Genomic DNA, 24,369 nt, shown 5'->3' on the forward strand with positions numbered 1-24,369 from the left:
TATTGCTGTTTACGCTGCTTGATTGAATTAAAAATGGATAAAGTCGAGCTTAGAGACTATTTTTCAAGTTCTCCAACAAAGAGCGATCGCTATAGTAATGCTCTTGGGTAAAAATTGGTAGGAGACAAGATTGAGACTTCTCCCTTGCTCCTCGGTCACTGAGCGAAGTCGAAGTGCTACTCCCCTTGATTAAAATTCTGGAACGATCGCAACACCATCCCTGAGATTGAGCAACCCTGAAATAATAACTTTATCTTCTGGCTGTAATCCTTCAATAACTTGGTAATTATTACCTTTGATCTCGCCTAGCTTTACTCGCCTTTGCCGAGCTACTTGTTGGGATACACCTTGGGGAGATATCTCTGTTTCAACTACATAAACAAAAGTGTCCCCGCCTACACGAGTCATTGCTGTTGTGGGAATTAAAACTCCGGGGCGCTGATTCCAGAACACTCTAGTCCTGACCAATTGATCTGCACGTAGCTGACCATTAGTGTTGTCAAACAGTGCTTTAATCAGTATCGTTTGTGTTTCATTGCTGGCATTAGGTGCAATAAAAAATATCCTACTTCTACCAAGCTTTTGACCTTGTGTGTTCATCACCTCTACTGGCATACCCTTACGCAATTGGGGCCCTTGCTGTAGCGGCACAGAGATATTCACTTCTAAAGGCCGATTTTGGGTGATATTAACTAATGGTGTAGAAGTATTAACTAAATCACCAACTTTCACAGGGATGTTGCCAACTGTGCCACTAAAAGGAGCGGCAATTTTGTCAGACTGGGGCTGTTGTGTTTGAGGATTTACATTAGATTGCTGCAAAGATTTTTCAGCCTGCAAGATAGAGGCTCGTTGTGCTTGAATTCTGGAATCTATTGCATCCAGACTAGTCTTAGCATTGGCCAGACGATTAGCAAACTGATTGCTAGCCTGTCGAGACACGGCTCCTTGTTCAGCTAGGTTGACAAACTTTTCGTAGTTCTGCTGGTACAATTGCAGATTCGCAACATAAGAGGGTCGTTCTGCTTCTAAAGATTTGAGTGTGGCGCGGGCATTTGCCAGTTGCATTAAAAATGCTTGAGGCACAGGATTATTCCTAGCGATCGCTGCCTGTGGTGTAGAATCTACTTGGAGAATTGGCGCTCCTTGGACAACTGGATCTCCAGATTTGACAAGTATCTGGGTAACTTGACCTTGAATTCTCGGCTGAAGCGTGACTGAGCGCAGGGATTTTAGACTAGCAATAAAATCTGAACTTTCCTCAATTATGCCGTTTTGTACTGTTGATATTTTGACTCTTACCCCTTGAGGTTGAACGTTAGCATTTGAAGGTGCTGAATTTTGTGGAGTGAGTAAACGCCAAACTATAGCTGCTCCGCCCCCTAATAATAAGAGTGCGGCTAAACTCAACCAAAGCCACCGCTGTTTTCCAGAAGGTGGCTCAAATGACGTTTCTGGAGCTTTTTCTCCCAAATCAGTTTGAGGCTCAGGGGATGTCATGGCTTTTGAGGAACTTAAGGAACAAATTAACTACAATTCAATCAAAATTTCATCTGTCGTTCTTGAAATTACTGATTTGGCATGAGGTTTTGCGGCAAATTATGTGTTATCCCATCCAAATATACAGTTTTGATGATTCTGTCTAAATCTACCGAAAGGTGAATCCGCTCCTGAAATTTCTGACTTCAACTGTATCCTTCAAAAGTTAGGGATAATTTTATCGTAATCACTTTTATCTACAGCAGATTTCAAGTTCGGGAGGTACGCAAGTTAAGTCTGTTACCCAGATATAAAGCGTATTTTACTGCTGAATTCAACTATAAGTATAAATCAATACTAACGGTTCGCTTGTTTCAGACATTGAAATTCAAACTAGCTAGCACAATCAGCTCGCTGCATTAAACTCATTTTGTATTAAGTAGTAAGAATAACTGTTAAATATTGATGCAAAATCGGGTAATTTCTTGAATTTGCTTCGGAAAGTTTCAGATTATGTTTTCAACCATTAATAAATTTCAGGAGCAAATCTAGGTGTTAACTTCAACCTTACTCGCTGCTGCAACCACACCTCTGCAATGGAGTCCTACAGTTGGACTGATTATGATTATTGCTAATATCATTGCCATTGCCTTTGGCAAATCTACCATCAAGTATCCCAACGCAGAACCAAAACTACCCTCAGCCAATTTCCTTGGTAATTTTGGTGTACCAGCGTTTTTAGCAAGTGCTGCCTTTGGCCATATCTTAGGTGTGGGCGCTATTTTAGGGTTGCATAACCTGGGAAGAATTTAGGTTCTTACTCAAGTTAGCCTTTATTTGATGATTCTTTTGTCTCCAGCTTTGAGCCAGAGAGTTCTAACTCTCTGGCTCTTTTTTATGAGACACTAAGTAGTATCAGTATCTCAACGGCATGACAGATATAACAGATTTATCAAAAAGAATTGCCAGCAAAGGCGATAATCCGCTAATTTTGCCACCTGTCAACTTGCAGTCACAAGAAGACGTAGAACTTGAGCGAAAACTGCGAGAACTCAAGTTTAAACAAGAACTAAGAAAAGATTGGATTTTATTTATTGTCAGGGATGTAGTAATTTTTCCTGCCGCTATCCTTTTTATTTTTGCTGTCAGTGGTTATTCCCTATTTATGCAGATTCATAGGTGATATATCTGGCTAAAATTTTTAATCGACCGCAGAGGCGCAGAGTACACAGAGAAAAGAGAGATGATAAGTAGGTAGACATAATTAAATACAATAAAATAAACTCTTAGTTTGTAGTGAGTGATTTATCGCTCAGAGCAATGATTATTAGGACTAAAGTCTTTACTACAAACTTTAATTTATTTATGCCTAAATACTTAGAGGATGTTTGAAAAGTCACGATTGATGTATCAAATATTTTTTACCCCACCCTAACCCTCCCCTTATAAAGGGGAGGGAACCAGATTTTTATTGTTTCCCCCCTTTATAAGGGGGGACTAAGGGGGGTAACAATGCAATTAAAATCACAGCCAATCACTTTTCAAACAACCTCTTAGAGTTCACCAATAATTTGGAATTGTTGTAAATTATTTGTTTTGTCTCTGTCTTTATTTCACTCTGCGTTCTCTGCGCCTCTGCGGTTATTTAAAAAATCCTACATCAGTGCAATTGCGTAACTAATTCTACAGACGACGAAGCCAACTTGCTACAAGTAGACTCATCTTTATATCCACATAAATTTTACTGGATATCAGGATTACCGTGTTTGGTAAATCTGCAAAAAAGTAAGTACCTGATGAAAATAATCTAAAAATATGGGGCTTTTAATATTTTCTGTTGCTTTAGTTGCCATTGTTGCTGTAATTATCATTAATGCCTACAACGATTTAGTTAAGTATCGCAACCGTTACAAAAATGCTTATTCTCAAATCGACGTTCAATTACAGCGCCGCTATGATTTAATTCCCAACTTGGTGGAAACTGCCAAAGGGTACATGAAACATGAGCGAGAAACCTTAGAAGCAGTTATTGCCGCTCGGAATTCTGCAATTAATGCTAGCAGTCGTGCGGTACAAAATCCTGGCGATCCCCAAGCGATGCAACAGTTGGGCAATGCTGAAGGGGCGCTGACGGGTGCGTTAAGTCGGTTGATGGTACTTTCAGAATCGTATCCAGAATTGAAAGCCGATCGCGCCATGACTCAGGTAATGGAAGAATTATCTTCCACTGAAAACCGGATTGCTTTTGCACGTCAGGCTTTTAATGACGCGGTGACACTTTACAACACCAAGAGCGAATCTTTTCCCAGCAACCTGGTGGCAAATACATTTAACTTTACTGTTGCTGAATTGCTTCCTGAAGCTACCCCAGAAATAAGAAATGCTCCACGCGTATCTTTTTAGGTGTCTATGAATTTCTTTGAACATCAGGATCGGGCACGCCAAAATACGCAACAATTAATCGGGTTATTTTCCCTGTCGATCGCAGTTATGATTATGGCGATTTATATTGCCACTTTATTTCTGTTTCGCATGGCTCCCCGTGTTTGGTGGCATCCAGGCTTATTTCTCTACGTAGCTGGGATTACAATAATTGCGATCGCCATCGGAAGTTTGTATAAAATTGCCTGTCTCCGTCAAGGCGGAAGCGTCATTGCCCAAGAGTTAGGAGGAAGACTTCTGCTACCAGAAATGGCCGATGAACAAGGGCGACAACTATTAAATATTGTCGAGGAAATGGCGATCGCTTCTGGTATTTCTGTCCCACAAGTTTATCTCCTCGACAAAGAAACCAGTATTAATGCCTTTGCTGCCGGATTTTCGCCCAATGATGCTGTAATTGGAGTTACCCGTGGAACTTTGGAAAGCTTGAGCCGGGATGAGTTACAAGGAGTCATCGGCCACGAATTTAGTCATATTCTCAATGGAGATATGCGGCTAAATTTGCGTTTAGTGGGACTACTGCATGGGATTTTATTCATTTATTTAACCGGGGAATTGCTCTGGCGGCTTCGCGATAGCTTCCGCTTAGGAAAGGAAGACAAGGGTTTACCTATTTGGGCGTTTGGTTTGGCACTAATGGCCATTGGCGGTATCGGATTACTTTGCGGACGCTTGATTAAAGCCGCCGTCTCTCGCCAACGCGAATTTCTCGCTGATGCTTCAGCCGTACAGTTCACTCGTAACCCCAACGGACTTACCGGAGTCTTCCAAAAACTCCAACAGATGGATTCACGGTTAATATCGCCCGGAGCAGAAGCCTCTAGCCACATGTTTTTTGGCAATGCCCTCAACCCCTCTTTCTGGGAAGATATGTTTTCTACCCACCCACCCTTAGCAGAACGTATCCGCCGCGTTGGGGGTTTGAACGTCAGCAATTTAGCAGCAATGCCATCTCGCAATCAAATGCGTTCCCCTTCCCAAGAATCCCTAACAATGGGCTTTGCTGGTGGTGACAGTGCCACACCAAAACAGGTTGTAAACCAAGTTGGAAGCGTTACACCAGAGCATTTTGCCCATGCTCAAGCGCTGTTATCGCAGTTACCAGAATCTTTGCGTTTGGGTGCGCGGGAGCAACAAAGTGCAATAGCGATCGCTTTAGCGTTAGCTTTAGATACAGAAAATCTCCAAATTCAAGAACGTCAAATTGCTTGGTTACGAGAGGTACAGCCTGCTGATTTGGTAGAGAAAACCTTGGAATTAAGTAGCGAAATTAATCAGTTAGATCCTAGAATTCGCTTACCACTTGTGGATTTGGCAGTCCCTATATTGCGCCAAAATGCCAAAGAATGCCAAAGGCTATGCAAATGCGTCCACGGTTTAGTTGTAGCTACGGGAAGTTTATCGCTGTGGCATTTTGTGTTGCAATTAATACTGTGGCATCGTCTGCAACCTAGTATAAATCCTGCATCTACTACAACCGTAGAATTCACCTCCATCGAACAGATTTGGCCAGATAGTCTATTAATATTGTCCGTAATTGCTCGTGTCGGACACTCCCAACCTAATGCGTCCACTGAAGACATCGCCTATGCTTTTCGTTCTGGAGTTTTTCGACTTCCCAAAGCCGGAGAGCAAGAAAAACCAGAAATGCCATTAAGTTGTAATTTTACTGAACTAAAGAAAAGTATTGAGCGCCTGCGTCTTGCCACTCCCAAACTCAAACAATCTATTGTTGATGCTTGCGCCCACACGGTACTACTAGATAACAAAGTTACTCCTTCAGAAGCAGATTTACTCAGAGCGATCGCCATGACGCTAGAGTGTCCCATCCCCCCATTTTTAAATTCTCAGCCTAGTGTTTCAAAACAGAAACAACCTTCTCCAAAACGAACTTAATGTAACGAGTGAGACACAATGATTTAGGGGTTGCTAAAAAATAAAAAGAAGCTCACACTATCTAGATTATCTAACTAAGGGACTTTCAGAGAATAAAATAAATAATGGTATAAGACTCATATTTGATTGCGTGAAAAAAACTCAGTACACCTTTATTCCTTCTTCCCAGTCCCCAGTCCCCAGTCCCCAGTCCCCAGTCCCTAGTCCCTACGATTAATTCAGAAATCAAATGGGATTGCTATAGAGACGGCATATTTCTGACCAAGATTTAACTTAGACAGATAAAAGTACTTGGTATCGGTACTTTTGTCTAGATTAGTTACTACCACAAAAAAAACTGTCATAATTACAATCAGGTAAATAATCACTTGAGAAATATATTAAGAATAGCGATTCAATAATTTTTTCACGCTAATACTAATTCTGCATGAAAATGCACATAATAAGACCCCCCTGTAGTCCCCCCGATGCCTTGGGAGGACAGCGTAGCTGGGGGGTAAATATATGCAGCTTTACAAAGAAATGGTATAAAGTCTTAAATATTATTAGAAATTGAACTATTTTCTGCAAACAACAATTTCAAAAAACGTGAGATATATTTTTGATGTATTTTTTTGGTATTTATAGTTGAAATTGTTAGGTTTTATGTTGAAAATAACAGTGTTGATTTTTGTAGTTTTGTCTATGTTTTATATTCTATTTTTAAAAGATGCTGACACATCTATGGTTTATATGCTTGGTGCAATAGTTTGTACACTACTATTAATAAATACTAAACTCTAAGAGGGTGTTTGAAAACTTTTGAGAGGTCACGTCGATTTTGGATTAATCTCTACTTTAAAGAAGAGGCTTCGTTTCAATAATGATTTTTTTAAATATTCTCCATAAATGGAGAGGCTTGAAACCTTTTTTAGATTACAGATTTTGAGTTTAATCCTTGTATCCTTGCATCTAAAATCTAAAATTGTCTCGGTCAAATTTTATGCCAAGTACAAGCCTTCGTAACCAGCTATTTGTTGCACTCACCGGATCTAAAGCTTGGGTAAGGTTGAGTGGGGTAAGTAAATACCCAATATGTGAAAAGATACTACAAGTCATTAACAATGGTAATAGTTAGGGACTTCCATAAAATAAACTATTCCCCCAGCAATAATCCTTTTGGTGCTAATATTCATTCCCTAAACAACAACTTTAAATGCCTGGGAAGAGGTGTCCAAAAGCACAAACTTCCAAGACTGCTAAAAAATTGGTGTTGCTAGATTCGCATGATAGATGATGATACCATGCTAGAAGGAGCGGTGGAAGCCGCAGTCTTTCTTCAAGAGAGCAGCTAAATTTCTTTGCCCTAACTTAGAGCGATTGTCCAAGGTTTTTCAGATCGTGAAAAACTATAAGGAGAAATCCCAATGAACTACGACATCAAAGACAAAACCATTTTGGTTACGGGCGCAAATCGCGGCATCGGCAAGGCGATAGTTGAGTCGTTTATTGAACACGGAGCCACCAAAGTCTATGCGGCTGTTCGTCAGCTCAACAGTGTCTCCTCATTGGTTGAACAATATGGCGATCGGGTAGTACCAATTCAGGTTGATTTAGGCGATCCCCAATCTATTGTTGCTGCTGCTCAAACTGCCCCAGATGTGCAAATAGTTATCAATAATGCAGGAGTCTTTCAAGCTGGAACTCCCTTAGCTGAGAATGCGATCGCCGCTCTCGAATTTCAGATGAACATCAATGTATATGGATTGATCTACATGGCTCAGGCGTTTGCCCCAGTACTCAAAGCCAATGGAGGTGGTGTCTTTGCCCAAATCAATTCTGTTGCTTCGCTCAAGGGTTTCCCCGACTCTGCCACTTACTGTGCCTCAAAAGCTGCGGCCTATTCAATCACCCAGACATTACGAGAACTATTGAGTAAGCAGGACACGCTTGTGCTAAGTGTTCACCCTGGCCCGATTGCCACGGATATGAGCGATGCGGCAGGAATGAGTGAGGTTGCAGAGCCACCTGCACTTGTGGCAGAGGGGATAATAAAAGCTCTTAAAGCTGGGGATTTTCACGTCTTTCCTGACTCGGTGGCTAAACAAATGGGCGATGCTTATAAAAGCTTTGCCCAAAACGTCATTGAGGTGTCGTCAAGTTAACTACATTGCCGGGTAACGCTCTAGGCAAGGGTATCTGGGTATTAAACAGCAAGCCCAAACTCTTCTCGATTGTACAGATTCACTACTCCTAATTCACCAGCACCCCATCCACGCAAGCGATACTCCACTGCGGAAACTTCGCCAGCAGTTTCTTAACGACAATTTGCAAAACCGGATTGTTATAGCAAGGGACTGGGGACTGGGGACTGGGGATGGTGGGGCCCCCTCTGGGGATAAGGGGTAATGGGGACTGGGGACTGGGTGAAAAGCCTTTTTGTGTCTAAGTTTTATCGTCTGTTGATGTCCTAACCACCAAGGCTTGTGCTATATTTCAGCATTCCTGCAAGAAGTCAAACCCCGGATTCTGCCCCGAATTCGCCGCAACGCATGAGTTTGTGCATACGCTCCGGTCGCAGATTTGACCTTGCAAAAATATATTTTTGCACTCTTAGGGAAAAGGGACTGATGTTAAAGGGAAAGGATTTTGAATTTCTTTACCCTTCTCCCCCGCCCTTTATCCCCAGAGGAAACCCCACCTTCCCCTTTACCTCGACAAATGCCAAGAAGTCTATTTATTTCTTAGAAGTCTCTAATCAAGTTGCAAATCCTATAATTATGAATTATGAATTATTAATCATACAGCCCAGTAATTCTCGCCTTCAGGTAAGGTAAGGATTTCAACCCCATCTTCAGTTACAGCTAAGGTATGCTCGCATTGAGCAGAAAGCTTGCGATCGCGCGTTACCGCCGTCCACTTATCGCCCAGAACTTCGACTTCGTAAGTACCTTCATTAATCATTGGCTCAATGGTAAAAACCATCCCTGGTCTGAGGCGCTTGCCCTTACCGCGTGTGCCATAGTGGGGAACATCCGGCGCAGTATGGAAAATATTACTGATGCCGTGGCCAACGAAATCTCGCACTACAGAAAAGCCTTGTCCTTCAGCATACTCTTGAATGGCTGCACCAATATCGCCAATGCGTGCCCCAGGCTTAACTTCAGCAATACCTAGACGCAAACATTCTTCTGTCACCTCTACCAGCTTTCTCGTTTTTGGGGAAGGAGAACCAACAAAAAATGTCTTGGATGTATCGCCGTGATAACCTTCAACAATCGGTGTGACATCAATATTAATGATGTCACCTTCCTTAAGGATTTGCTTGGCGTTGGGAATGCCGTGACAAATTACCTCATTTACACTGGTGCAAATAGATTTAGGATAACCCTTATAGCCAAGGGGTGCGCTTTTTGCTCCATGCGCTTGCGTCCAACGTTCGGCTTCATCATTTAGTTCGAGAGTGCTAACCCCTGGTTTCACAAAGGGTTCTAGATGCTGGAGAAGTTTAGCAGCTAAACGCCCAGCTTGACGCATTTTCTCTATTTCTCGTTGGGATAAAATAACAATTAGTTCAGTTTTCATTAACTTTTATCTAAAGTATCTTTCATAAACATAGTTAACCCTGTCTGTGCAGCTCTTTGTGCAGTATCAGCAACATGCAGGGTATACAAGCTTTCCTCTGGGGTAACGTACAAAGGAGTCCCGTCAAAAAGATGGTCTAACACCATATTCGTGTCTTTGGCGAACAAACCCCGACGAGGCCCCACCTCTATAGGTGTTGTTTCCCCTGGCTGGACGAATATTCCGGTGTCACCATCAAAAATTAAACCACCTTTTTCACCGTGAACTTCAAACTTACGTTCTGATTGCCAAATACTTTCGCCTTTGCCATAGACTACTTGGGCTAAAAGTCCACTGTTAAAGGACAGTTCACTAGTGCAGAAACAGGTTTGGTAGTATTCCGGTTCTATTTCCCAATATCGCTGATGACAGTTAACACTAAATACTGTACCAAATAAATCGATGAGGCGATGTAGGCGAGACAGGGCACCAATTAAGGGAAAGCCGAACAACTCGTGGTTATAAGTCCATTTGCGGGGTGCAGGATTTTGAGGATTGATGGTGCTGTAGCGAACATAAAATACCTCACCAATTTTGTCTAAGTTTTGCTTCAAAGCTTGATGCAAACCACCCAAAAGTTCCAGATGTTCAACGTGTAGGAGTTTTTGTTGTGCTTTGGCTAAGGCAATCAGTTCCTCGGCTTCAAATACATCCAACGAAAGAGGATACTCTACAATCACATGTTTGCCGTTGCTAAGTGCTGCACGAGCGATCGCACCATGATCTCGATTAATAGTAGAGATCGCTACTAGGTCTATATCTTCACGCCCTACTAGCTCTTGCCAAGTACTCAAGACTTGAATCTGGTAGTCTCTAGCAAAGGTTTCGGTTTTTTCTCTTGTATGACCAACAACTGCGACTATGTGCGATCGCCGATCGTGGAACAATGCCTCAGCCCGTAACTTTGCCGCATACCCAGTACCTACCAAACCTACACGCACTCTTGCTTTTTCCAAAGCTGCTTCTGAATTATACATGATCCTCATTAGTTCTGTTCTCGATCTTCCCACGCTTCTAGTAGTCAGATTCTCTCTTCATGGGATTCACCAGTCTAGACTCTACAACATTCGTCCTACCCTCTCAAGGATAAATAAGACTTTATTTGAAGCTAGATAGAATTACGTGTACTCAAAAAGGAAGACTTCAGAAGAAAAATACCTTTTTTATTCATAATGTCAGACATTTGTCAATATATAGCAACCGCCAAGGCGGTTAGGACGCAATATATAAGATATGCTCAATGGCATCTCGTAAACAATCAAACTGGTCTAGTTTTTTGCGGATTCGACTTTTTAGCCAAGACCAGCATTTCTCAATCTTGTTAAGGTCTGGAGAATAGGGCGGTAAGTATAGAATTTCACATCCTGCGTCCTGAATCAGTTGTTGAATGCGTCCACCTTTGTGAAATGTAGCATTATCCATTACTACAAATTGTCCAGGTTCGAGTGCTGGAAGCAAACAAGTTTCCAACCATGTTTCAAACACCATTCGATTACACGCTCCTTCACAGGTGAAAGGAGCTATTAGATTTTGGTTACATAGTGCTGGAATCATGTTCACCCGTCCCTCACGTCGTCCTGATTTAAGTGCATGAAAGCGCTGCCCTTTTTCATTCCAACCGTAATCATACTGGTCTCGGTTATCCATCCCAGACTCATCGAGGTAAACAATCTTCTCCGTTGGTAGGGTGGACAATTTCGCTATAAACGTCTGCCTTTTGTGTTCATCGCGTTCACAGTAGCCGTAGGTCTTTTTTTTCGAGTGAAACCAATTTTCTTCAATGCCCGTGAGATGGTGCGATCGCTAATTTGTCCCTGCCAAAGTGAGGCCATATCAACTTGGGTTTTATCCCCATGAGATGAAGCAAACTCACGAAATTTTTCCCAGTCGGTGATTTTATGACCATTTCCGGGAGGCTTATTAGGCAAGGCTTGGAAGTCGCCTGTTTCGGCTCGTCGTTTCAGCCATAAATCTATGGTGTTGCGACTGATATTGAACAGAAGACTTGCTTCGCTTTTCTTTAAGCCATCGAGTTCGATGGCTTGAATGACCTTTTGGCGAAGGTCGTAACTGTAGGGTTTCGGCATATGTACAGCGATCGCGCTCCCCAGCAAAAGGAAAGAAACTATTTCCAGTTTATGCCCAAACCGCCTTGGCGGTTGCTATAATAATGAACAAAAAAATGGCAAAATAAAAATTATATCTCTACTGTTATAATGGGCGCATTTAAATCAGATTAGAAAATGAAACAGCCCTATTTTTTAAAGGAGCTGGTGAATCTCTTCTACGTAAGTTCTACAAAATATCGGTAACATTAACCTTACTCATGTTTACGTTTTGTTTATATAATTTTTTTTAATCACAACCTGGCTAGGGTCGAAAATAATATAAAGAAAACTTATCGGGATTAAGTAACTAAATTTCATTACTAATCGGGTTCAATTTCCAGTTACATCGTTTAATTTTTCTCGTAGTATCAGAATTGAAGCAAATTTGAACCAACGGCTAATTCCACAGAACAGCCGTGACCTTTGCCTTAAGATAACTTATACTGCCGTTTGTAAAAGAGAGGATTTCTCAATGCCAAGTTATAAAGTGACACTAATCAACGAGGCTGAAGGACTTAACACAACAATTGACGTTGATGACGATACCTATATTCTAGATGCTGCTGAAGAAGGTGGTCTTGACTTGCCTTATTCTTGCCGCGCTGGTGCTTGCTCGACCTGTGCAGGTAAAATCATCAAGGGTACTGTCGATCAGAGTGACCAGTCATTCTTAGATGATGAACAAATAGAGAAAGGATATGTACTGACTTGTGTCGCCTACCCAACCTCTGACTTAACTATCGAAACTCACAAAGAAGAAGACCTTTACTAAGAGTTAAACAACTCAAACATAAACCTCTTGCAAGAGTTACTAATGTTGACAAAATACAAACAGGATATCTAGAGTTAACACCCTTGCAATGCAATGCCGTGTGTACCTCTGAAGGCGACTTTGAAAAAAAGTCTAATTTTGTGTTGAGCAGGAACGCAGTAAATGTTGTGTTCCTGCTTAATTTTTTAAGTATGGAGTTTCCTCTCTATTTTTTGCCTCTTCTTAACTCCCGACTCCTAGCGAAAAATGCAACTTGAATGCCAATAAGCTTAAAGCTTAGTCTCTTTGTTGAGAATTTGAATCTGAGTACCAGGATAGTAAAATTGGAGAATTTTTGGACTTGACCAACCTAGTTTAGCTAAATTTTGAGCGCCAGTTTGACTCAAGCCGACTCCATGTCCTAATCCACCACCAATAAAAGCGTATCCCCAGAGTTCTGGTTTGCCTTTGTTCAGGGGTTCGATGTAAAAAAGCGTACTTGTAGGAGCGGCAAAAGCACTGCGAACTTCGTCTTTGTGCAAAATAAAGGTACTGCGATCGGTTTTAACCGCAAGTTGCAGGATACGTCCACTCTGGCTGCGCTCCAATACTGCCATAGCCTGAATTGTCTTAAATTTGGCATGGGGACTGTTTTTCACCTGTAAAAACTTCTGCAAGTCCTTGATAATATCTTTTAAAGGCGTTTCCTTATGCCAACGAAACATATCCCACTTGCTTTCATTAAATCCTTGTTGCGTATTAATAAATTTCTGAAAATTCTTTTCATCTGCTAAATTCTGCTTAGACAAGTCCCAAAAATTAGTCGGAGCATCCAGTACAGGGCGCAGATAGGGACGATCTTCGCCATTCCAGACATCGCTAAAGGAAGCGGTGACGCCACCAGTGGTAGAAGAATACAGGGCGTCTACGAGTTCATTTTTATAAGTTAGTACTTTACCCTTAGTTGAGGCGATCGCCTGGTCTGTTTTAGCAGCTGCTCCTTTTAGCCCATAATAAACTTGGCAATGAGTATCAGCACATAACTGATAGTTATCTGCGGCAAACCGACGTAAATTCCTCAAGGCATAAGTCCGAGCGAGAATTGCCTGAGCTTCCAGCGCCGCTTTTGGTGCATCTGTTCCGATTTCGTAAGGTACAACTCCACGCAAATAAGTTTCTAAAGGTACTTGGTTAACGAGAGTGTATGTGCCATAAGCATTTGGCTGCAAATTCATTCGACCGGCATAAAGACGAGCAAACTCTTGTTTTTCGGTTTTATTTACCCGAATTAAGTTTTTATCAGTGCTAATTTCCAAGTCATTTGGGCTATAGCGATTACCATCCACCACCCAACTCACTCGCGGCACTTGCTTCAAAACTTTAGTATCAAGATATACTTTTTCTTTAGTAGAAGCTTGGATGTTTTGTAATAACAAGCGTCGCAGTAAAGGGGTGCTGTAAACATCTCGTTTAGCCCAAACCTGCCAGCGTTCTGGCTGGGCTATTTCCACTTCCATTCCCTGAGTACGCCATTTATTAGCACTGTCTTCCGCAGTTTCAAAAGTGCGGTATGTGCCCAAAACTACTACTTCTTCGACTGCTGACTGGGGTAAAGCTTGCATAACTGTTTCCAGCTTTACAGGATTTTTCGTAAACAGGACTTGCTGCTTATTGCCCACTTGAAATTTTAGCTTTAAGCGATCGCCTTTTATGGGTTCCAGTTGCAGCTTGGCTGTGGCTTCGGCGCCAAATCTTTGCACAATCCCAATTTTCAGTTCTATATCCTGGATGTTGCTCTCAGGCCCTGATGCAGCAGTCAGTCCCAATAGACAAAATGTTGTAAGCACAGCGTGGGGAAAACGCCAAAATGAAAATTTCATGGCTACCTGATAGGGAAGCGATAGCGAGTACTCAAGCGTCTTCTGCCCCTTAATGCGTCGTTGGAGCTGATTTTCCAATTGCTTTGTAGCGCGGTTTTTTTGTCGCATGAATGCTCCAATGATACCATTACCAATTTTGCCCTAAATACTAGTTGCAAAACGAAGTCATAACGACTATGATTTATTTAGAGATAAAAAACAGAACTAGTTGGATAAACTCTTTATGGTTAGAGTCCAAGAAATTCCATTAAATCAGATAAAACGGCCATTGCCCCGTACAAACGATCCAAATAAAGTACAAGCCTTAATGGAATCGATTGCGGAAATTGGGCAGCAAGAACCTATTGATGTCCTAGAAGTAGATGGACAATATTATGGCTTTTCTGGTTGCCATCGGTATGAAGCTTGCCAGCGTTTAGGCAAAGAAACCGTTTTAGCCAGAGTTCGTAAAGCACCCCGTAGCGTTTTGAAGATGCACTTGGCATAGAAAATGGGAGTGGGCATGGGGCACGGGGAATAGGGAGATGAGGGAGAATAATTAATAACCAATGCCCAATGACGGCAGTTGCTCCACTTGGGGAGACCCCTTGGCGCTAGCCTCTCCCTTTGGGAGAAGACTGCACTGCCTCCCCAATGCCCAATGCCCAATGCCCAATGCCCCAATTCCCAATGCCCAATTTCCAATCCCCCATTACATATAACCTAATTAGGAGAATATTATGTCATCGAAAGTAACAGTCAAAAATGTAAATATCGGCATTGACGAGGCGAGTAGGGCTAAAATTGCCGATGGTTTATCTCACCTGTTAGCTGACACTTATACACTGTATCTGAAAACTCATAACTTCCATTGGAATGTAACGGGGCCGATGTTTCAAACATTGCATTTGATGTTTGAGACCCAGTATACAGAATTAGCCTTAGCAGTTGATTTAATAGCCGAAAGAATTAGAGCGCTTGGCTATCCTGCACCAGGAACCTACAGCGAATATGCCAAACTGAGTTCGATTCCAGAAACTCCCGGAGTTCCTAAAGCTGTGGAGATGATTCGCGAACTTGTGGAAGGACAAGAGGCTGTAGTCAGAACTGCACGGTCTATTTTCCCGGTGATAGAGGAAGTTAACGACGAACCTACCGCCGATTTATTGACTCAGCGGATGCAAGTACACGAAAAGACAGCTTGGATGTTGAGAAGTTTACTGGAAGAATAGAAATTAGGGAATAGGGAATAGGGCATTGGGAACTGGGGAGTTAGGAGTTAAAAGTTAGGAGTTAGGAGTTATAACAATTATTTCCCAATGCCCAATGCCCCATGCCCAATGCCCCATGCCCCATGCCCCAATCCCCAATGCCCCATACTCAAAAGTTGCAAGATTTAATGCAACAGGTAGGTATTTCTAGTTTTAAAGGGCTGAGTCGCGCTGCTGGTGTCTCAGAGCGTCAACTTTTACGCTTACGCCAAGGAAAGTTAGAGCAGATGCGGGTAGATGTGCTGCTTAAGCTTTCGCCAGTGCTACAGATGCCATTGAATGAATTAATCGCAACTTTTTCAACCGTAGAGTTGTTACCAGAGAAAACAGCGCCTACTCAGGAATTGTTACAAGAAATTACAGATTTAAGAAGAGAGTACGATCGCTCGCAGCTTCAATTAGAACAACAGCGAGAATTATTGCTACAAGAACTCCAGCAGTCGAGTTTGCAACTGCTGGAGTCTTTATTATTGCAATGGCCAACAGCAGCACAGAAAGCCCAGGAGAATCCTCAGCTAGCAGCAGTCAAAATAGTACCCTTGGTGCAGAAACCCCTGGAAAAGCTGTTACAGGCGTGGGGAGTGGAAGCGATCGCCCCTGTGGGAGCAGAATTACCTTACGATCCCCAACTGCACCAATTGCTGGAGGGAACTGCACAACCTGGAGAAACAGTCAAAGTACGCTACACTGGCTACCTTCAAGGTGAGAAGCTGCTTTACAGAGCCAAAGTGAGTCCTGTTTGAGGGCGTGAGCAGTAGAGACGCGATTAATCGCGTCTGTACAGGAGTAACAAATTCATAACTCTTTACTTTTTGTATTATTTGTCGATAAATGACAGATATTGGGAATACTAAAATAGCAAAGGCGATGCCTTCGAGAAAACTTCTTTTAAAGCCTTGGTGTCGGTTCTAGCTTGCTTGGCGCTGTTTAAACCTAAATTTTTGGCTCTAGAGCGGTAGTCCAGAGGTAAATTTTTTCAATTATGTAAGTAATTGGACATAAATAAATGTAGATCCTAGTTACTATCATAAATACTCACGGAGGAAAAGCTGCTGCTGGACTAGGTTTAGCTATACGTAAGTGTAGTTCAGACTGTTGGAATTTTGAATTGCTTAATGACAGCTACGATCGTGAGATTTATTGGAGAATTTCAGTTTTGCAAAAATCTTTGGGAAATAATCTGAAAAGCAGTAACTTCAGCTTGTATGTAAGTAAGTATATATTTAAATCGAGAAGATGCAAGTAAGTCGGCGTTCAAAAATCAACATACATGATATAACATCAAATCAACGAACTGCTTATAGATTGGTCATTTTAACATCTTTACAAAACTAAATATACCAGTTGTCGATCGTGACAACTTACTTAGCTGGTTGATTTATAGTTGGTCTATTTATAGTAAAAAAACTATACATAATTAAGCTAATAATTTTTTTAATTACAAAAAAATAGATTCAAATTTTTATAATTAATCTTTCTCTATCCCGATTAATTATCAATTATTAATCAATATTTAATCTTAAATTTTATTTTACAAGCATTTTTAAATGTTCTATAATAGCGAAATCAGAGTATTATTTACATAAGTCAGAGTGACATAATTATGAGAGAGCAAGTAAAAGTTATTAAGCTCAGTGGTAATTTGAATGCCACAACTTCACAAGACTTTCGACAAAATATCACAAACATTCTAGAAAGTGGTGCGAAAATTGTGTTAGTTGATTTTAAAGATGTAACGTTTATGGATAGTTCGGGTTTGGGAGCTTTAGTATTAGCTTTTAAAACCTTGCGAGCCGCAGATATTAAGCTTGTTCTCTGTTCAATTAATGAGCAAGTCAGAATATTATTTGAACTGACTAATATGGATAAAGTATTTGAAATATTTCCCAGCCAAGATGCATTTAATCAGGTTTTAGTCTCTAATACGTAATTAATCAAACTTCATTTGCAAAATAGATAAATCATCATCAAAAGCATCTTTGGAGTTCAGAGCTATTAAATAACTGAGTACGCGATCGAGTTGGCTATCAACAGAACCTTGTAAGCTAACCAGTAGCTGAATAAAAGCATCCAAACTCCAAAGTGTGCCGTCTGATTTAGTTATTTCATAAGCGCCATCACTAAAAATATAAAGGGTACTGAATTTTTCAATATTGCAAAACCCATCAACATATTTTGCCTCTGGAAACATGCCAACTGGCATACCAGGGGTTTTTAGGAGTTGAACTTCAGACTTTCTTGGAGATGTGCCGGTTACTAAAACTGCTGGTGGATGACCTGCACTAGCATAAATTAACTGGCGGTTGATTCGGTTGTAAACTCCGTACCAAATCGTAAAGTATTTATCATTTTGATAATTCATCTGAAAAGTGTCATTTAAAGCCTTCAATACATCACTAGGTTGATAGTAATCAAGACCTTTGAGCGCACGGGAACGCAGCAAATTCAGCACTGAAACAGAAGGAAGAGTAGCTTTGAGTCCATGTCCGGCAGTATCGAGTAGGTAAATTGCCAGATAGTCATCATCGAGCCAATAGTAATCGAAACAGTCACCGCCGAGTTGTCGTGAGGGAATGAATCGAAAATTTATATTGAAGGGTTCAGTCATAGAAAGAGGTAGCAGCGATCGCACATATTCTGCTGCTTCTGACATTTCTGATTCTAGAAGCAACTTTTGAGCCTGCAAATCTCTACTCAACTGATGCAGGCGTAATCCTGCTCTTACCCGTGCTTGTAATTCATTATGCTCAATAGGTTTAGAGATAAAATCATCAGCACCAGCGTCTAGACCTTTGACGCAATCGGCAACGGAATCTAAGGATGTTAATAAAATAAAAAATGTGGTGAAAAATTTGGGGTCTGTCTTAATGTGGTGGCAAACTTCCAGACCATTCAACCCTGGCATGATCCAATCACAAATAATTAGTGCTGGACGATAAGCTAGTGCCTTTTCTATTCCTTCTTCACCGCTACTGGCAGTAACTACTTCATAACCCTGTTTTTCCAACATCCTTTTCAGGAGTATTTTTATTGAATAGTCGTCATCAATTATTAGTATTTGAAACATATAAATTTGTTGAAAACACTCATTAATAATTTTTTGCCAAAATCTAAAATAAAAATATGATGTCAGCTAATAAGCTAGTAATATCAATATAGAAATGCTGCTATAGTGCTATTGTACCTTGCGGATACTGCTTCTCTCTTGGCGTTAGCCTCTCCCTTTGGGAGAAGGGGAGACGCTAGCGCAACGGAGAACTCTTAAAGTAGTCGCTACATATCTATGTATGCAATATATTTTGATTCCTCTCTCTTAAAAAGAAAGAGAGAGTACCCTTCGTTGTAGCAACAGGCTTAAGGATTTGAGGATTTGGTCTTTATTAAACTCAAATTAAAAGCACTATAACTCATTTCTATTTACCGATCGAATTTACGACTATTTAACAGTCATAAATATTATGGTGTTCCCAAAGGATTTAGCCATAAAAGAATATTGCTTTTTAACTGGTTTAAGTCACGGTATGCTTCTTGTTTGAACCATTGCCCTAAAGCATCAAAGGGGGTAAAAGATGTTCCCGTTTGCCATTTAATATCTTGACCCAAAGGTGTTGTATGATTTCCTGGTAACGTTTGTGCTGTCACCATCTCATCAAAACGTTCTTGTAAGATTTTGGTTAAAGCTGCCGATTGATCGATGGTGTCATTACTAAATTTTATTAATAAATTGCGCCGGACATTGTAATGTTCTTGGACAAGTTTGTTAGTTTCCAACGGCGAAGGGGTAAATTCGATTTTGAAAGTAGAATTGAACTGCTCTACTAGAGGGATAGCTTCTTTAGCGGCGTAGTTGTTGAAGGATATTAAAATATTCCCTGCACGTTCTACTTTAAACAGGCTACCAATCAGCAAGTGGAGTTTACAGCCCATACTGTGTCCAACGCCGTAGATGGGAAAGTAAAGCTTGCGTAATGCCCTAGAATCATGCAATCGTTCGAGGGTGCGGTCAAAGTTTAACAGCACAGATTTGGCGATCGCAGTATGATCCAATGTATTGACGAAAGGCGTAGCAATTACAACGTAGCCTTTACTTGCCAGTTGTTCGAGCAACCAGCGATAAGTGATGTGCGGTGCAGTGGCGACAAATGCACCTCCTAAAAAATGAACGATACCTATGGGATTTTGGGGAATGATTACCCAGTTCCCTCTAATTTCTTTCCAGTCCATACGGATAAGCGATCGCTTTACGATTATTCTTTATGTTAGACCGGGGATTGCAACCGTGGGAAAGATTATGGAAAAAAGCCATTGAGAATATTTTACTAGCAGACTGGAAGCCAATTCACCCAGCAACCTCTATGGATTTATCAATAGCATCTACGCTTTCTCTAACTCTTACTGAGTACCGAGTGAATTTACGAGTGCTTTCTAAATTCCTATTACAAAACTTAATTACAAATTATCTTAACGTTGAGTCTGTAATCTTTTCATTTCGTATTGCACATCTAATGCAATTTGTAATGCTTCATTGAGTAACCTTCCATGTTCAGTAGCCTCCTCTGTTACTTGCATCGCTGTTAAAGTTGCTAAATTGTTGACAAATAGTTCTGTATTACTGAGGATAAAATTCTTATTTTCTCTCAAAATCCTTTCTGTCTTCAAAGCGCGAACTAAATCAGTTTTGGTAAGTTTAAGCGCTTCGATTACATCCTCTCTTTCCTTGATAATCACTTCTGGATTACCAGCTTCTTCTATTTGGTCATTAATATCTATAACTCTAATAACAGTATTATATCTATTAACCTCGTTTAACAGGATTTGCAGAGATTTTGTCATATTAGCTTTAACAAGCTTACTTTTACTTTTCCAGATAAAATACAAAATACTTTGCGTCAGACCGCCAACCCAAAGTCCTAAAAAAAATAATAATATCCATGATGGAATTGTTATCCACGTCACAAACATTTTAATAATTAGATCGAATAAAATATAGACAAAAAGAAATGTAGAAAATCCAATAAAAACTACAGTCGCTCCTTCAGAGCTTTGAAGTTTTTGTATATATACATTTACTAATCTCTTGAGAGGATTTGTAATGATTATAAGTTTCTCATTGACAGGTAAATTAGTCAGCTTTTGCAGATCGTTCTGACTAATTTCCAATCCCTGTAAATCATCCCGCACAGCTTTTAAACCCTTGCCAGAATAGTTATTTAATCTAATATAGCAATCAAATTTCTAGAATGCTGGCATTTTATCTAAACTTTTTCAAGCAAATTAATACTTGTAAACAATGTCAATAATTTTTGTACAATATGATACTCTTTTGCCAGGATAACTATTTACTCCTAAATTCTGAATTCAGAATTTAGGAGTAAAACCACTCCGCCTCCGGTCAGTTTCAGATGGGGTTTAAATCCCCGTCTGAAAATGTCTTTAATTTTGAATTTTGAATTTTGAATTGTTAATATTGCTTGTATATTTTATTTTTTGTCAGTCCCTAAAGGGTGTTTTACTCCTGAATTCTAGATTTTGCTGTCACTATCTTCCCAACTTATTAGGAATACCTTCACAACCACCAGGAATAGTACCTCTAGTTTTCTCGCCACCCCAAGTGCAACAGTAGTTACGTGTAGACTCAGACATTCGTTGTACGTTGCTGAAATCGGCATTTTCTACCACAGCGCCGGTTTGTTCGCCGGTTTCATAATCTGGTGGTTGGGTGCGACTGCGGGGTGAGGCTTTATCTACTACACCATAGAATAGGCGAATCCCGTTGATGTCAGCATCATTGAGATTCGCACCATATAAAATTGTGCGGGAGAGGTTGGCTTTTACTAAATCGCAACCGCTCAGATTGGCGCGGACAAGATTAGCTTCGCTCAGATCAGTCCAACGTAAATCAGTACCAGAAAGGTCTGCTGCGGCTAGCATTACGCCTAAATCGATGACGCGCACACCTTCGAGGCGGTCTTCTGCATATCCGCCAGTTCCATCAAGAATGGCTCGACCTAATAAGCGATCGCGTTTTAGGGGTGACAGTAACTTGGAACGTGATAAAAAACGGAGAATTTTCGCTTTCCCACTACCATCGACACTACTTAAAATTGCCGCAGTGCGTCCTTCAGCGATCGCTCTTTCTTGGGGCCAATCTTCTAATAATCCTTCTTCATCTAATACCAAGTCGGAAACGCCTTGGAAGTAGGAATCAATTGTCTGTTGCTGGGTGATGATATTTTGCTGAACTGTCAGCATATTTTGCTGAATTGTCAAGTCTTTGGAAATAACATATTGTCGCCATGCTACGTAAACGGCAATGATGGCGATCAGAATTTGCCCCAAAGCGCCAAACCATTCTGCGAGGCTACCAGCAGTTTCCCAGTTAATCTGGCGTCCTAAAAGCAGCAAGCGATCGCCTACACCTGTGAACCTGATCGTGCCGATAATGGCTACTATTAGTCCCAAAAAGGCAACAAACAGGGTACGTTCTTGGGGTGAAAACCATTCGTCTAAAACTTCTTGCAACCAAGGCAATAATATCGCCAGGGATAGTAGCAAAGCCATCAGTGTTCCGATAATGCCGACGATCCAATTATTGAGGATAATTCCAGTGAAGGTAATGGCGATCGCGATTAAAATAATCAGCAATGCTCTCGGCTTAACTGTGAATTGCTTGCTAATAGGTTGTTTGAAGTCAGAACGGGCTTGTTGTAAAGCAGTTGTATGTTGCGGAGATTGCAAAGACCGAATTGCTGCTAGTGCTTGTTGTGTCGCTAGTGCTTCTGAGGCTAGGTTTTTCTCATTTGCACTCCCGTCAAAGTCATCCGGCTGCAAATCATTTTCGGGGTCTGGTTCTGGGGTTGGTAGATTAGAGGAATTGGATTCAATTGTCATGTTTTCTATTTTGCCCCAGGAGATTAAGAACAACATCTGTTTTATCAGAAATTGCACTCAACTCAAGACTTGTATTCCATACAATACTTCTGGAATTTTAAATTGTTAATTTTGATCTACAGTTTGGATTGTCAACATTTGAGGGGGCGTAGCATCAGGTGGGTAGAGAAAATCCACTTCTACCAGTCGGCGCTGTCCAGGAGATATTTTTAATTGAGCAAGCGGTTCTCCCATCTGTCCCCGTTGTTGAACTAAATGGCAATATTGAGTTCTGGGTAAGCCATTATCGTCATTGTAGCGAATACGAACTGTGCCTCGGAAAAAGACAGCTGGTGCGGGTGGTGAAAAAAAGCGAAGCCCTGGTTTACTTAACTCATCTTCTTTGATAGGCGTTTGGAAAAGTACATTTATAGTTTGCGGCTTATCCGTATTGTTGAATAATGGTAGAGAGATGTTGTATTCAATGCCGTAGTTGCCGTGAGCTTCGTAAGCAGTACCAGGATAACGCGCTACGAGTTTAGCAGTTTGGTTTTGTCCAGTACCCATTTTGCCAGCTAAAAGGGTACTTAAACCGTAGGAAAAAGCTTGTCCTGATTCGGGAATTGTCAGGTATGAACTATTAGAGTCGGTAACTTGTGCCTGCCAACGAGAGCCAACAGCTACTCCCGCTACCCGTCCGTAAATTTCTGTTGCCCCTGCAAGTTTATCTGGAGGACTGGGAGCCGATTCGCGGGGCCCTGCAAAATCACCATTTTCTAATAAATTCTCCCATTCTTCTAAAGTAGGCGCTCGTTCGCTACCATCGGCATTGGGTTTGGCAAACATGGCCAGGTTCGCCAGATAAACAGGACGATCGCTATACAAACGTAACAAAGTAGAACGTCCATTCAATGGCGGCGTTAAAGTCCGCACTGGAATTGGATGATTCATTAACATCCGGCTTTGTTTTGGTGGAATTACCAACTGGGCCGGCCATCCTTGTCGTCTGACTCGCAGCACATCATTCATGACGCGATCGCCAGGCCCTGCATAAATGTTTCCCGAATTATTTGATTGCATGGCGGGAAGCTTGACAAAAGGTGCATCAGGTTGACTCACATAACTAGCTGCTTGCAATATATTGACAGTTGCAGAGCGATCGCTGGGATTGTAAACAATCACTCCCAAATAAAGAGTCCGCAAATCATCTGGTGTCTCAATCGCTCTAGCAATATGGTGAGAAAATAAATCAAACCTTCCCTGAAATGGAAAGTTTAGGTGGGCGCTGGGGAATTTTTTGCCTTGAGGAGGAAATGTAGAAAGCAGAATTCCTTCACTTTTAACTACTTCTGGATTATTACTATTAAATACTGGTACTTCGTCAAGATATCCTGTTAAAGGTCTTGTTTGTTGGGGAACGAAGATTTCCTGCGGTGCAGGAGAAGGCGATGCTTGAGCTAAAAACAAATAGGAAATAAAATTAAGCATTTATTCAAAAAGCAATTTATCGCTGAAGTTCAGAATACAGCATACTTAATCTCCCCCCAAGTGTGACAAATTAGAGGAGGTTTGCCAAAACTCTCACCAAAGTAATTTAATTGGAGCGATCGCCTTCAGTTGCCAGTCTGAGATATCCCCTATTCCTGAATGTTGTCGAATCGATGTAGTTGCATGATTTGCCTTCTTTACTAACTAAGTACAGCATTTCATTAATTCATAGCGAATTAAATTCGGCAATACCCTCCAATGACAATGCGTCGGCCGCCTTGTTAATGCGTCGGCTTGCATTGTTAATGCGTCGGCCGCCTTGTTAATACATCGGCTTGTATTGTTAATGCGTCGGCCGCCTTGTTAATACATCGGCTTGCATTGTTAATGCGTCGGCTTGCATTAAAAACGCTACACTTTACGCAAAACTGTACTAAGTAAAGAGTTGTGCTATCTAGAACATTGAAAACTAACCCTTTCAAGGTGACTTGTAAAATCTCTTTTTTCTCTCTGGGCTGCGCCAGTTGCTACCCTTCGGAAACATATATTGTGGGGTGGGCATCTTGCCATTGGTGTCAAGTTAAGGCAGATGCCCAAATGTC

The 24,369-nt window shown here is 41.2% G+C and carries 20 protein-coding genes; 10 read left to right on the top strand and 10 right to left on the bottom strand.

Annotated features, from left to right (window positions below):
- Nucleotides 1–189: 189 nt before the first annotated feature.
- Complete coding sequence (locus RMZ42_RS33665; RefSeq protein WP_322675513.1) at nucleotides 190–1,500, bottom strand: efflux RND transporter periplasmic adaptor subunit; 1,311 nt, start codon at nucleotides 1,498–1,500, stop codon at nucleotides 190–192.
- Between the two features lie 531 nt (nucleotides 1,501–2,031).
- Between RMZ42_RS33665 and psaK the strand changes: the two genes are divergently transcribed.
- The 5 genes from psaK to RMZ42_RS33690 all read left to right on the top strand — a co-directional run bounded on the left by psaK (nucleotide 2,032) and on the right by RMZ42_RS33690 (nucleotide 7,961).
- Nucleotides 2,032–2,292 (top strand): photosystem I reaction center subunit PsaK, encoded by a 261-nt coding sequence (gene psaK / locus RMZ42_RS33670; protein ID WP_322675514.1) that lies wholly within the window; start codon nucleotides 2,032–2,034, stop codon nucleotides 2,290–2,292.
- Nucleotides 2,293–2,410: 118 nt separating this feature from the next.
- Nucleotides 2,411–2,662, top strand: a complete 252-nt coding sequence (locus RMZ42_RS33675; protein WP_322675515.1) for a hypothetical protein — start codon at nucleotides 2,411–2,413, stop codon at nucleotides 2,660–2,662.
- A 632-nt stretch (nucleotides 2,663–3,294) separates the two neighbouring features.
- Nucleotides 3,295–3,882 carry a LemA family protein gene (locus tag RMZ42_RS33680; RefSeq protein ID WP_322675516.1) on the top strand — a complete coding sequence of 196 codons (588 nt, stop codon included), beginning with the start codon at nucleotides 3,295–3,297 and terminating at the stop codon, nucleotides 3,880–3,882.
- Between the two features lie 6 nt (nucleotides 3,883–3,888).
- Nucleotides 3,889–5,817, top strand: a complete 1,929-nt coding sequence (locus RMZ42_RS33685) for a M48 family metallopeptidase (protein ID WP_322675517.1) — start codon at nucleotides 3,889–3,891, stop codon at nucleotides 5,815–5,817.
- A gap of 1,406 nt (nucleotides 5,818–7,223) precedes the next feature.
- Complete coding sequence (locus RMZ42_RS33690; protein ID WP_322675518.1) at nucleotides 7,224–7,961, top strand: SDR family oxidoreductase; 738 nt, start codon at nucleotides 7,224–7,226, stop codon at nucleotides 7,959–7,961.
- 634 nt (nucleotides 7,962–8,595) lie between these two features.
- On the opposite strand, the gene map is transcribed toward RMZ42_RS33690, so the two are convergent.
- The 3 genes from map to RMZ42_RS33705 form a co-directional block, all read right to left on the bottom strand.
- A complete protein-coding gene (gene map / locus RMZ42_RS33695; protein WP_322675519.1) occupies nucleotides 8,596–9,381 on the bottom strand; it encodes a type I methionyl aminopeptidase in 786 nt (261 codons plus the stop codon).
- A complete protein-coding gene (locus tag RMZ42_RS33700; RefSeq protein ID WP_322675520.1) occupies nucleotides 9,381–10,397 on the bottom strand; it encodes a Gfo/Idh/MocA family oxidoreductase in 1,017 nt (338 codons plus the stop codon). Before RMZ42_RS33700 ends, map begins: the two co-directional genes overlap by 1 nt.
- Before the next feature lie 235 nt (nucleotides 10,398–10,632).
- Nucleotides 10,633–11,507 (bottom strand): IS630 family transposase gene (locus RMZ42_RS33705; protein ID WP_322675521.1). Its coding sequence is split into 2 segments (ribosomal slippage): nucleotides 10,633–11,175 and nucleotides 11,178–11,507, totalling 873 coding nucleotides; the frame shifts between segments, so codons are not numbered across the junction.
- Between the two features lie 493 nt (nucleotides 11,508–12,000).
- Between RMZ42_RS33705 and RMZ42_RS33710 the strand changes: the two genes are divergently transcribed.
- Nucleotides 12,001–12,300, top strand: a complete 300-nt coding sequence (locus RMZ42_RS33710) for a ferredoxin (protein WP_322675522.1) — start codon at nucleotides 12,001–12,003, stop codon at nucleotides 12,298–12,300.
- A 269-nt stretch (nucleotides 12,301–12,569) separates the two neighbouring features.
- Here the strand turns inward: RMZ42_RS33710 and RMZ42_RS33715 are convergent, their stop codons facing one another.
- A complete protein-coding gene (locus RMZ42_RS33715) occupies nucleotides 12,570–14,267 on the bottom strand; it encodes a SpoIID/LytB domain-containing protein (protein ID WP_322675523.1) in 1,698 nt (565 codons plus the stop codon).
- A gap of 115 nt (nucleotides 14,268–14,382) precedes the next feature.
- Here RMZ42_RS33715 and RMZ42_RS33720 point away from each other — a divergent pair, with 115 nt between their 5' ends.
- The 4 genes from RMZ42_RS33720 to RMZ42_RS33735 all read left to right on the top strand — a co-directional run bounded on the left by RMZ42_RS33720 (nucleotide 14,383) and on the right by RMZ42_RS33735 (nucleotide 17,339).
- The gene (locus RMZ42_RS33720) at nucleotides 14,383–14,646 is read left to right on the top strand and encodes a ParB N-terminal domain-containing protein (RefSeq protein WP_194043156.1); all 264 of its coding nucleotides are present in this window, start codon (nucleotides 14,383–14,385) and stop codon (nucleotides 14,644–14,646) included.
- 232 nt (nucleotides 14,647–14,878) lie between these two features.
- A complete protein-coding gene (locus RMZ42_RS33725) occupies nucleotides 14,879–15,370 on the top strand; it encodes a Dps family protein (RefSeq protein WP_289799395.1) in 492 nt (163 codons plus the stop codon).
- Between the two features lie 137 nt (nucleotides 15,371–15,507).
- A complete protein-coding gene (gene grpE / locus RMZ42_RS33730) occupies nucleotides 15,508–16,152 on the top strand; it encodes a nucleotide exchange factor GrpE (RefSeq protein ID WP_416211852.1) in 645 nt (214 codons plus the stop codon).
- A gap of 860 nt (nucleotides 16,153–17,012) precedes the next feature.
- The gene (locus RMZ42_RS33735) at nucleotides 17,013–17,339 is read left to right on the top strand and encodes an STAS domain-containing protein (protein ID WP_322675524.1); all 327 of its coding nucleotides are present in this window, start codon (nucleotides 17,013–17,015) and stop codon (nucleotides 17,337–17,339) included.
- On the opposite strand, the gene RMZ42_RS33740 is transcribed toward RMZ42_RS33735, so the two are convergent.
- From RMZ42_RS33740 to RMZ42_RS33760, 5 genes are all read right to left on the bottom strand, one after another.
- Entirely contained in the window at nucleotides 17,340–18,476 is a 1,137-nt protein-coding gene (locus tag RMZ42_RS33740; RefSeq protein WP_322675525.1) for a PP2C family protein-serine/threonine phosphatase, read from the bottom strand.
- A 389-nt stretch (nucleotides 18,477–18,865) separates the two neighbouring features.
- Nucleotides 18,866–19,633, bottom strand: coding sequence for a DUF1350 family protein (locus tag RMZ42_RS33745; RefSeq protein ID WP_322675526.1), 768 nt, complete (start codon nucleotides 19,631–19,633; stop codon nucleotides 18,866–18,868).
- A gap of 237 nt (nucleotides 19,634–19,870) precedes the next feature.
- Nucleotides 19,871–20,590, bottom strand: a complete 720-nt coding sequence (locus RMZ42_RS33750) for a hypothetical protein (RefSeq protein ID WP_322675527.1) — start codon at nucleotides 20,588–20,590, stop codon at nucleotides 19,871–19,873.
- A 357-nt stretch (nucleotides 20,591–20,947) separates the two neighbouring features.
- A complete protein-coding gene (locus RMZ42_RS33755; protein WP_322675528.1) occupies nucleotides 20,948–22,300 on the bottom strand; it encodes a pentapeptide repeat-containing protein in 1,353 nt (450 codons plus the stop codon).
- A gap of 105 nt (nucleotides 22,301–22,405) precedes the next feature.
- Nucleotides 22,406–23,767 carry a DUF3370 domain-containing protein gene (locus RMZ42_RS33760; RefSeq protein ID WP_322675529.1) on the bottom strand — a complete coding sequence of 454 codons (1,362 nt, stop codon included), beginning with the start codon at nucleotides 23,765–23,767 and terminating at the stop codon, nucleotides 22,406–22,408.
- Nucleotides 23,768–24,369 lie beyond the last annotated feature (602 nt).

The organism is Nostoc sp. DedQUE05 (assembly GCF_034530955.1).
Taxonomy (GTDB): Bacteria; Cyanobacteriota; Cyanobacteriia; order Cyanobacteriales; family Nostocaceae; genus Nostoc.

What these genes read in the sequence shown, in the direction of transcription:
- map (WP_322675519.1), bottom strand. Translation starts at nt 9,381, where the DNA reads ATGAAAACTGAACTAATTGTTATTTTATCCCAACGAGAAATAGAGAAA.
- RMZ42_RS33755 (WP_322675528.1), bottom strand. Translation starts at nt 22,300, where the DNA reads ATGACAATTGAATCCAATTCCTCTAATCTACCAACCCCAGAACCAGAC.
- RMZ42_RS33735 (WP_322675524.1), top strand. Translation starts at nt 17,013, where the DNA reads ATGAGAGAGCAAGTAAAAGTTATTAAGCTCAGTGGTAATTTGAATGCC.
- RMZ42_RS33710 (WP_322675522.1), top strand. Translation starts at nt 12,001, where the DNA reads ATGCCAAGTTATAAAGTGACACTAATCAACGAGGCTGAAGGACTTAAC.
- RMZ42_RS33675 (WP_322675515.1), top strand. Translation starts at nt 2,411, where the DNA reads ATGACAGATATAACAGATTTATCAAAAAGAATTGCCAGCAAAGGCGAT.
- RMZ42_RS33665 (WP_322675513.1), bottom strand. Translation starts at nt 1,500, where the DNA reads ATGACATCCCCTGAGCCTCAAACTGATTTGGGAGAAAAAGCTCCAGAA.
- RMZ42_RS33690 (WP_322675518.1), top strand. Translation starts at nt 7,224, where the DNA reads ATGAACTACGACATCAAAGACAAAACCATTTTGGTTACGGGCGCAAAT.
- RMZ42_RS33740 (WP_322675525.1), bottom strand. Translation starts at nt 18,476, where the DNA reads ATGTTTCAAATACTAATAATTGATGACGACTATTCAATAAAAATACTC.
- RMZ42_RS33680 (WP_322675516.1), top strand. Translation starts at nt 3,295, where the DNA reads ATGGGGCTTTTAATATTTTCTGTTGCTTTAGTTGCCATTGTTGCTGTA.
- RMZ42_RS33715 (WP_322675523.1), bottom strand. Translation starts at nt 14,267, where the DNA reads ATGCGACAAAAAAACCGCGCTACAAAGCAATTGGAAAATCAGCTCCAA.
- RMZ42_RS33725 (WP_289799395.1), top strand. Translation starts at nt 14,879, where the DNA reads ATGTCATCGAAAGTAACAGTCAAAAATGTAAATATCGGCATTGACGAG.
- RMZ42_RS33685 (WP_322675517.1), top strand. Translation starts at nt 3,889, where the DNA reads ATGAATTTCTTTGAACATCAGGATCGGGCACGCCAAAATACGCAACAA.
- grpE (WP_416211852.1), top strand. Translation starts at nt 15,508, where the DNA reads ATGCCCCATACTCAAAAGTTGCAAGATTTAATGCAACAGGTAGGTATT.
- RMZ42_RS33760 (WP_322675529.1), bottom strand. Translation starts at nt 23,767, where the DNA reads ATGCTTAATTTTATTTCCTATTTGTTTTTAGCTCAAGCATCGCCTTCT.
- RMZ42_RS33720 (WP_194043156.1), top strand. Translation starts at nt 14,383, where the DNA reads ATGGTTAGAGTCCAAGAAATTCCATTAAATCAGATAAAACGGCCATTG.
- RMZ42_RS33745 (WP_322675526.1), bottom strand. Translation starts at nt 19,633, where the DNA reads ATGGACTGGAAAGAAATTAGAGGGAACTGGGTAATCATTCCCCAAAAT.
- RMZ42_RS33700 (WP_322675520.1), bottom strand. Translation starts at nt 10,397, where the DNA reads ATGTATAATTCAGAAGCAGCTTTGGAAAAAGCAAGAGTGCGTGTAGGT.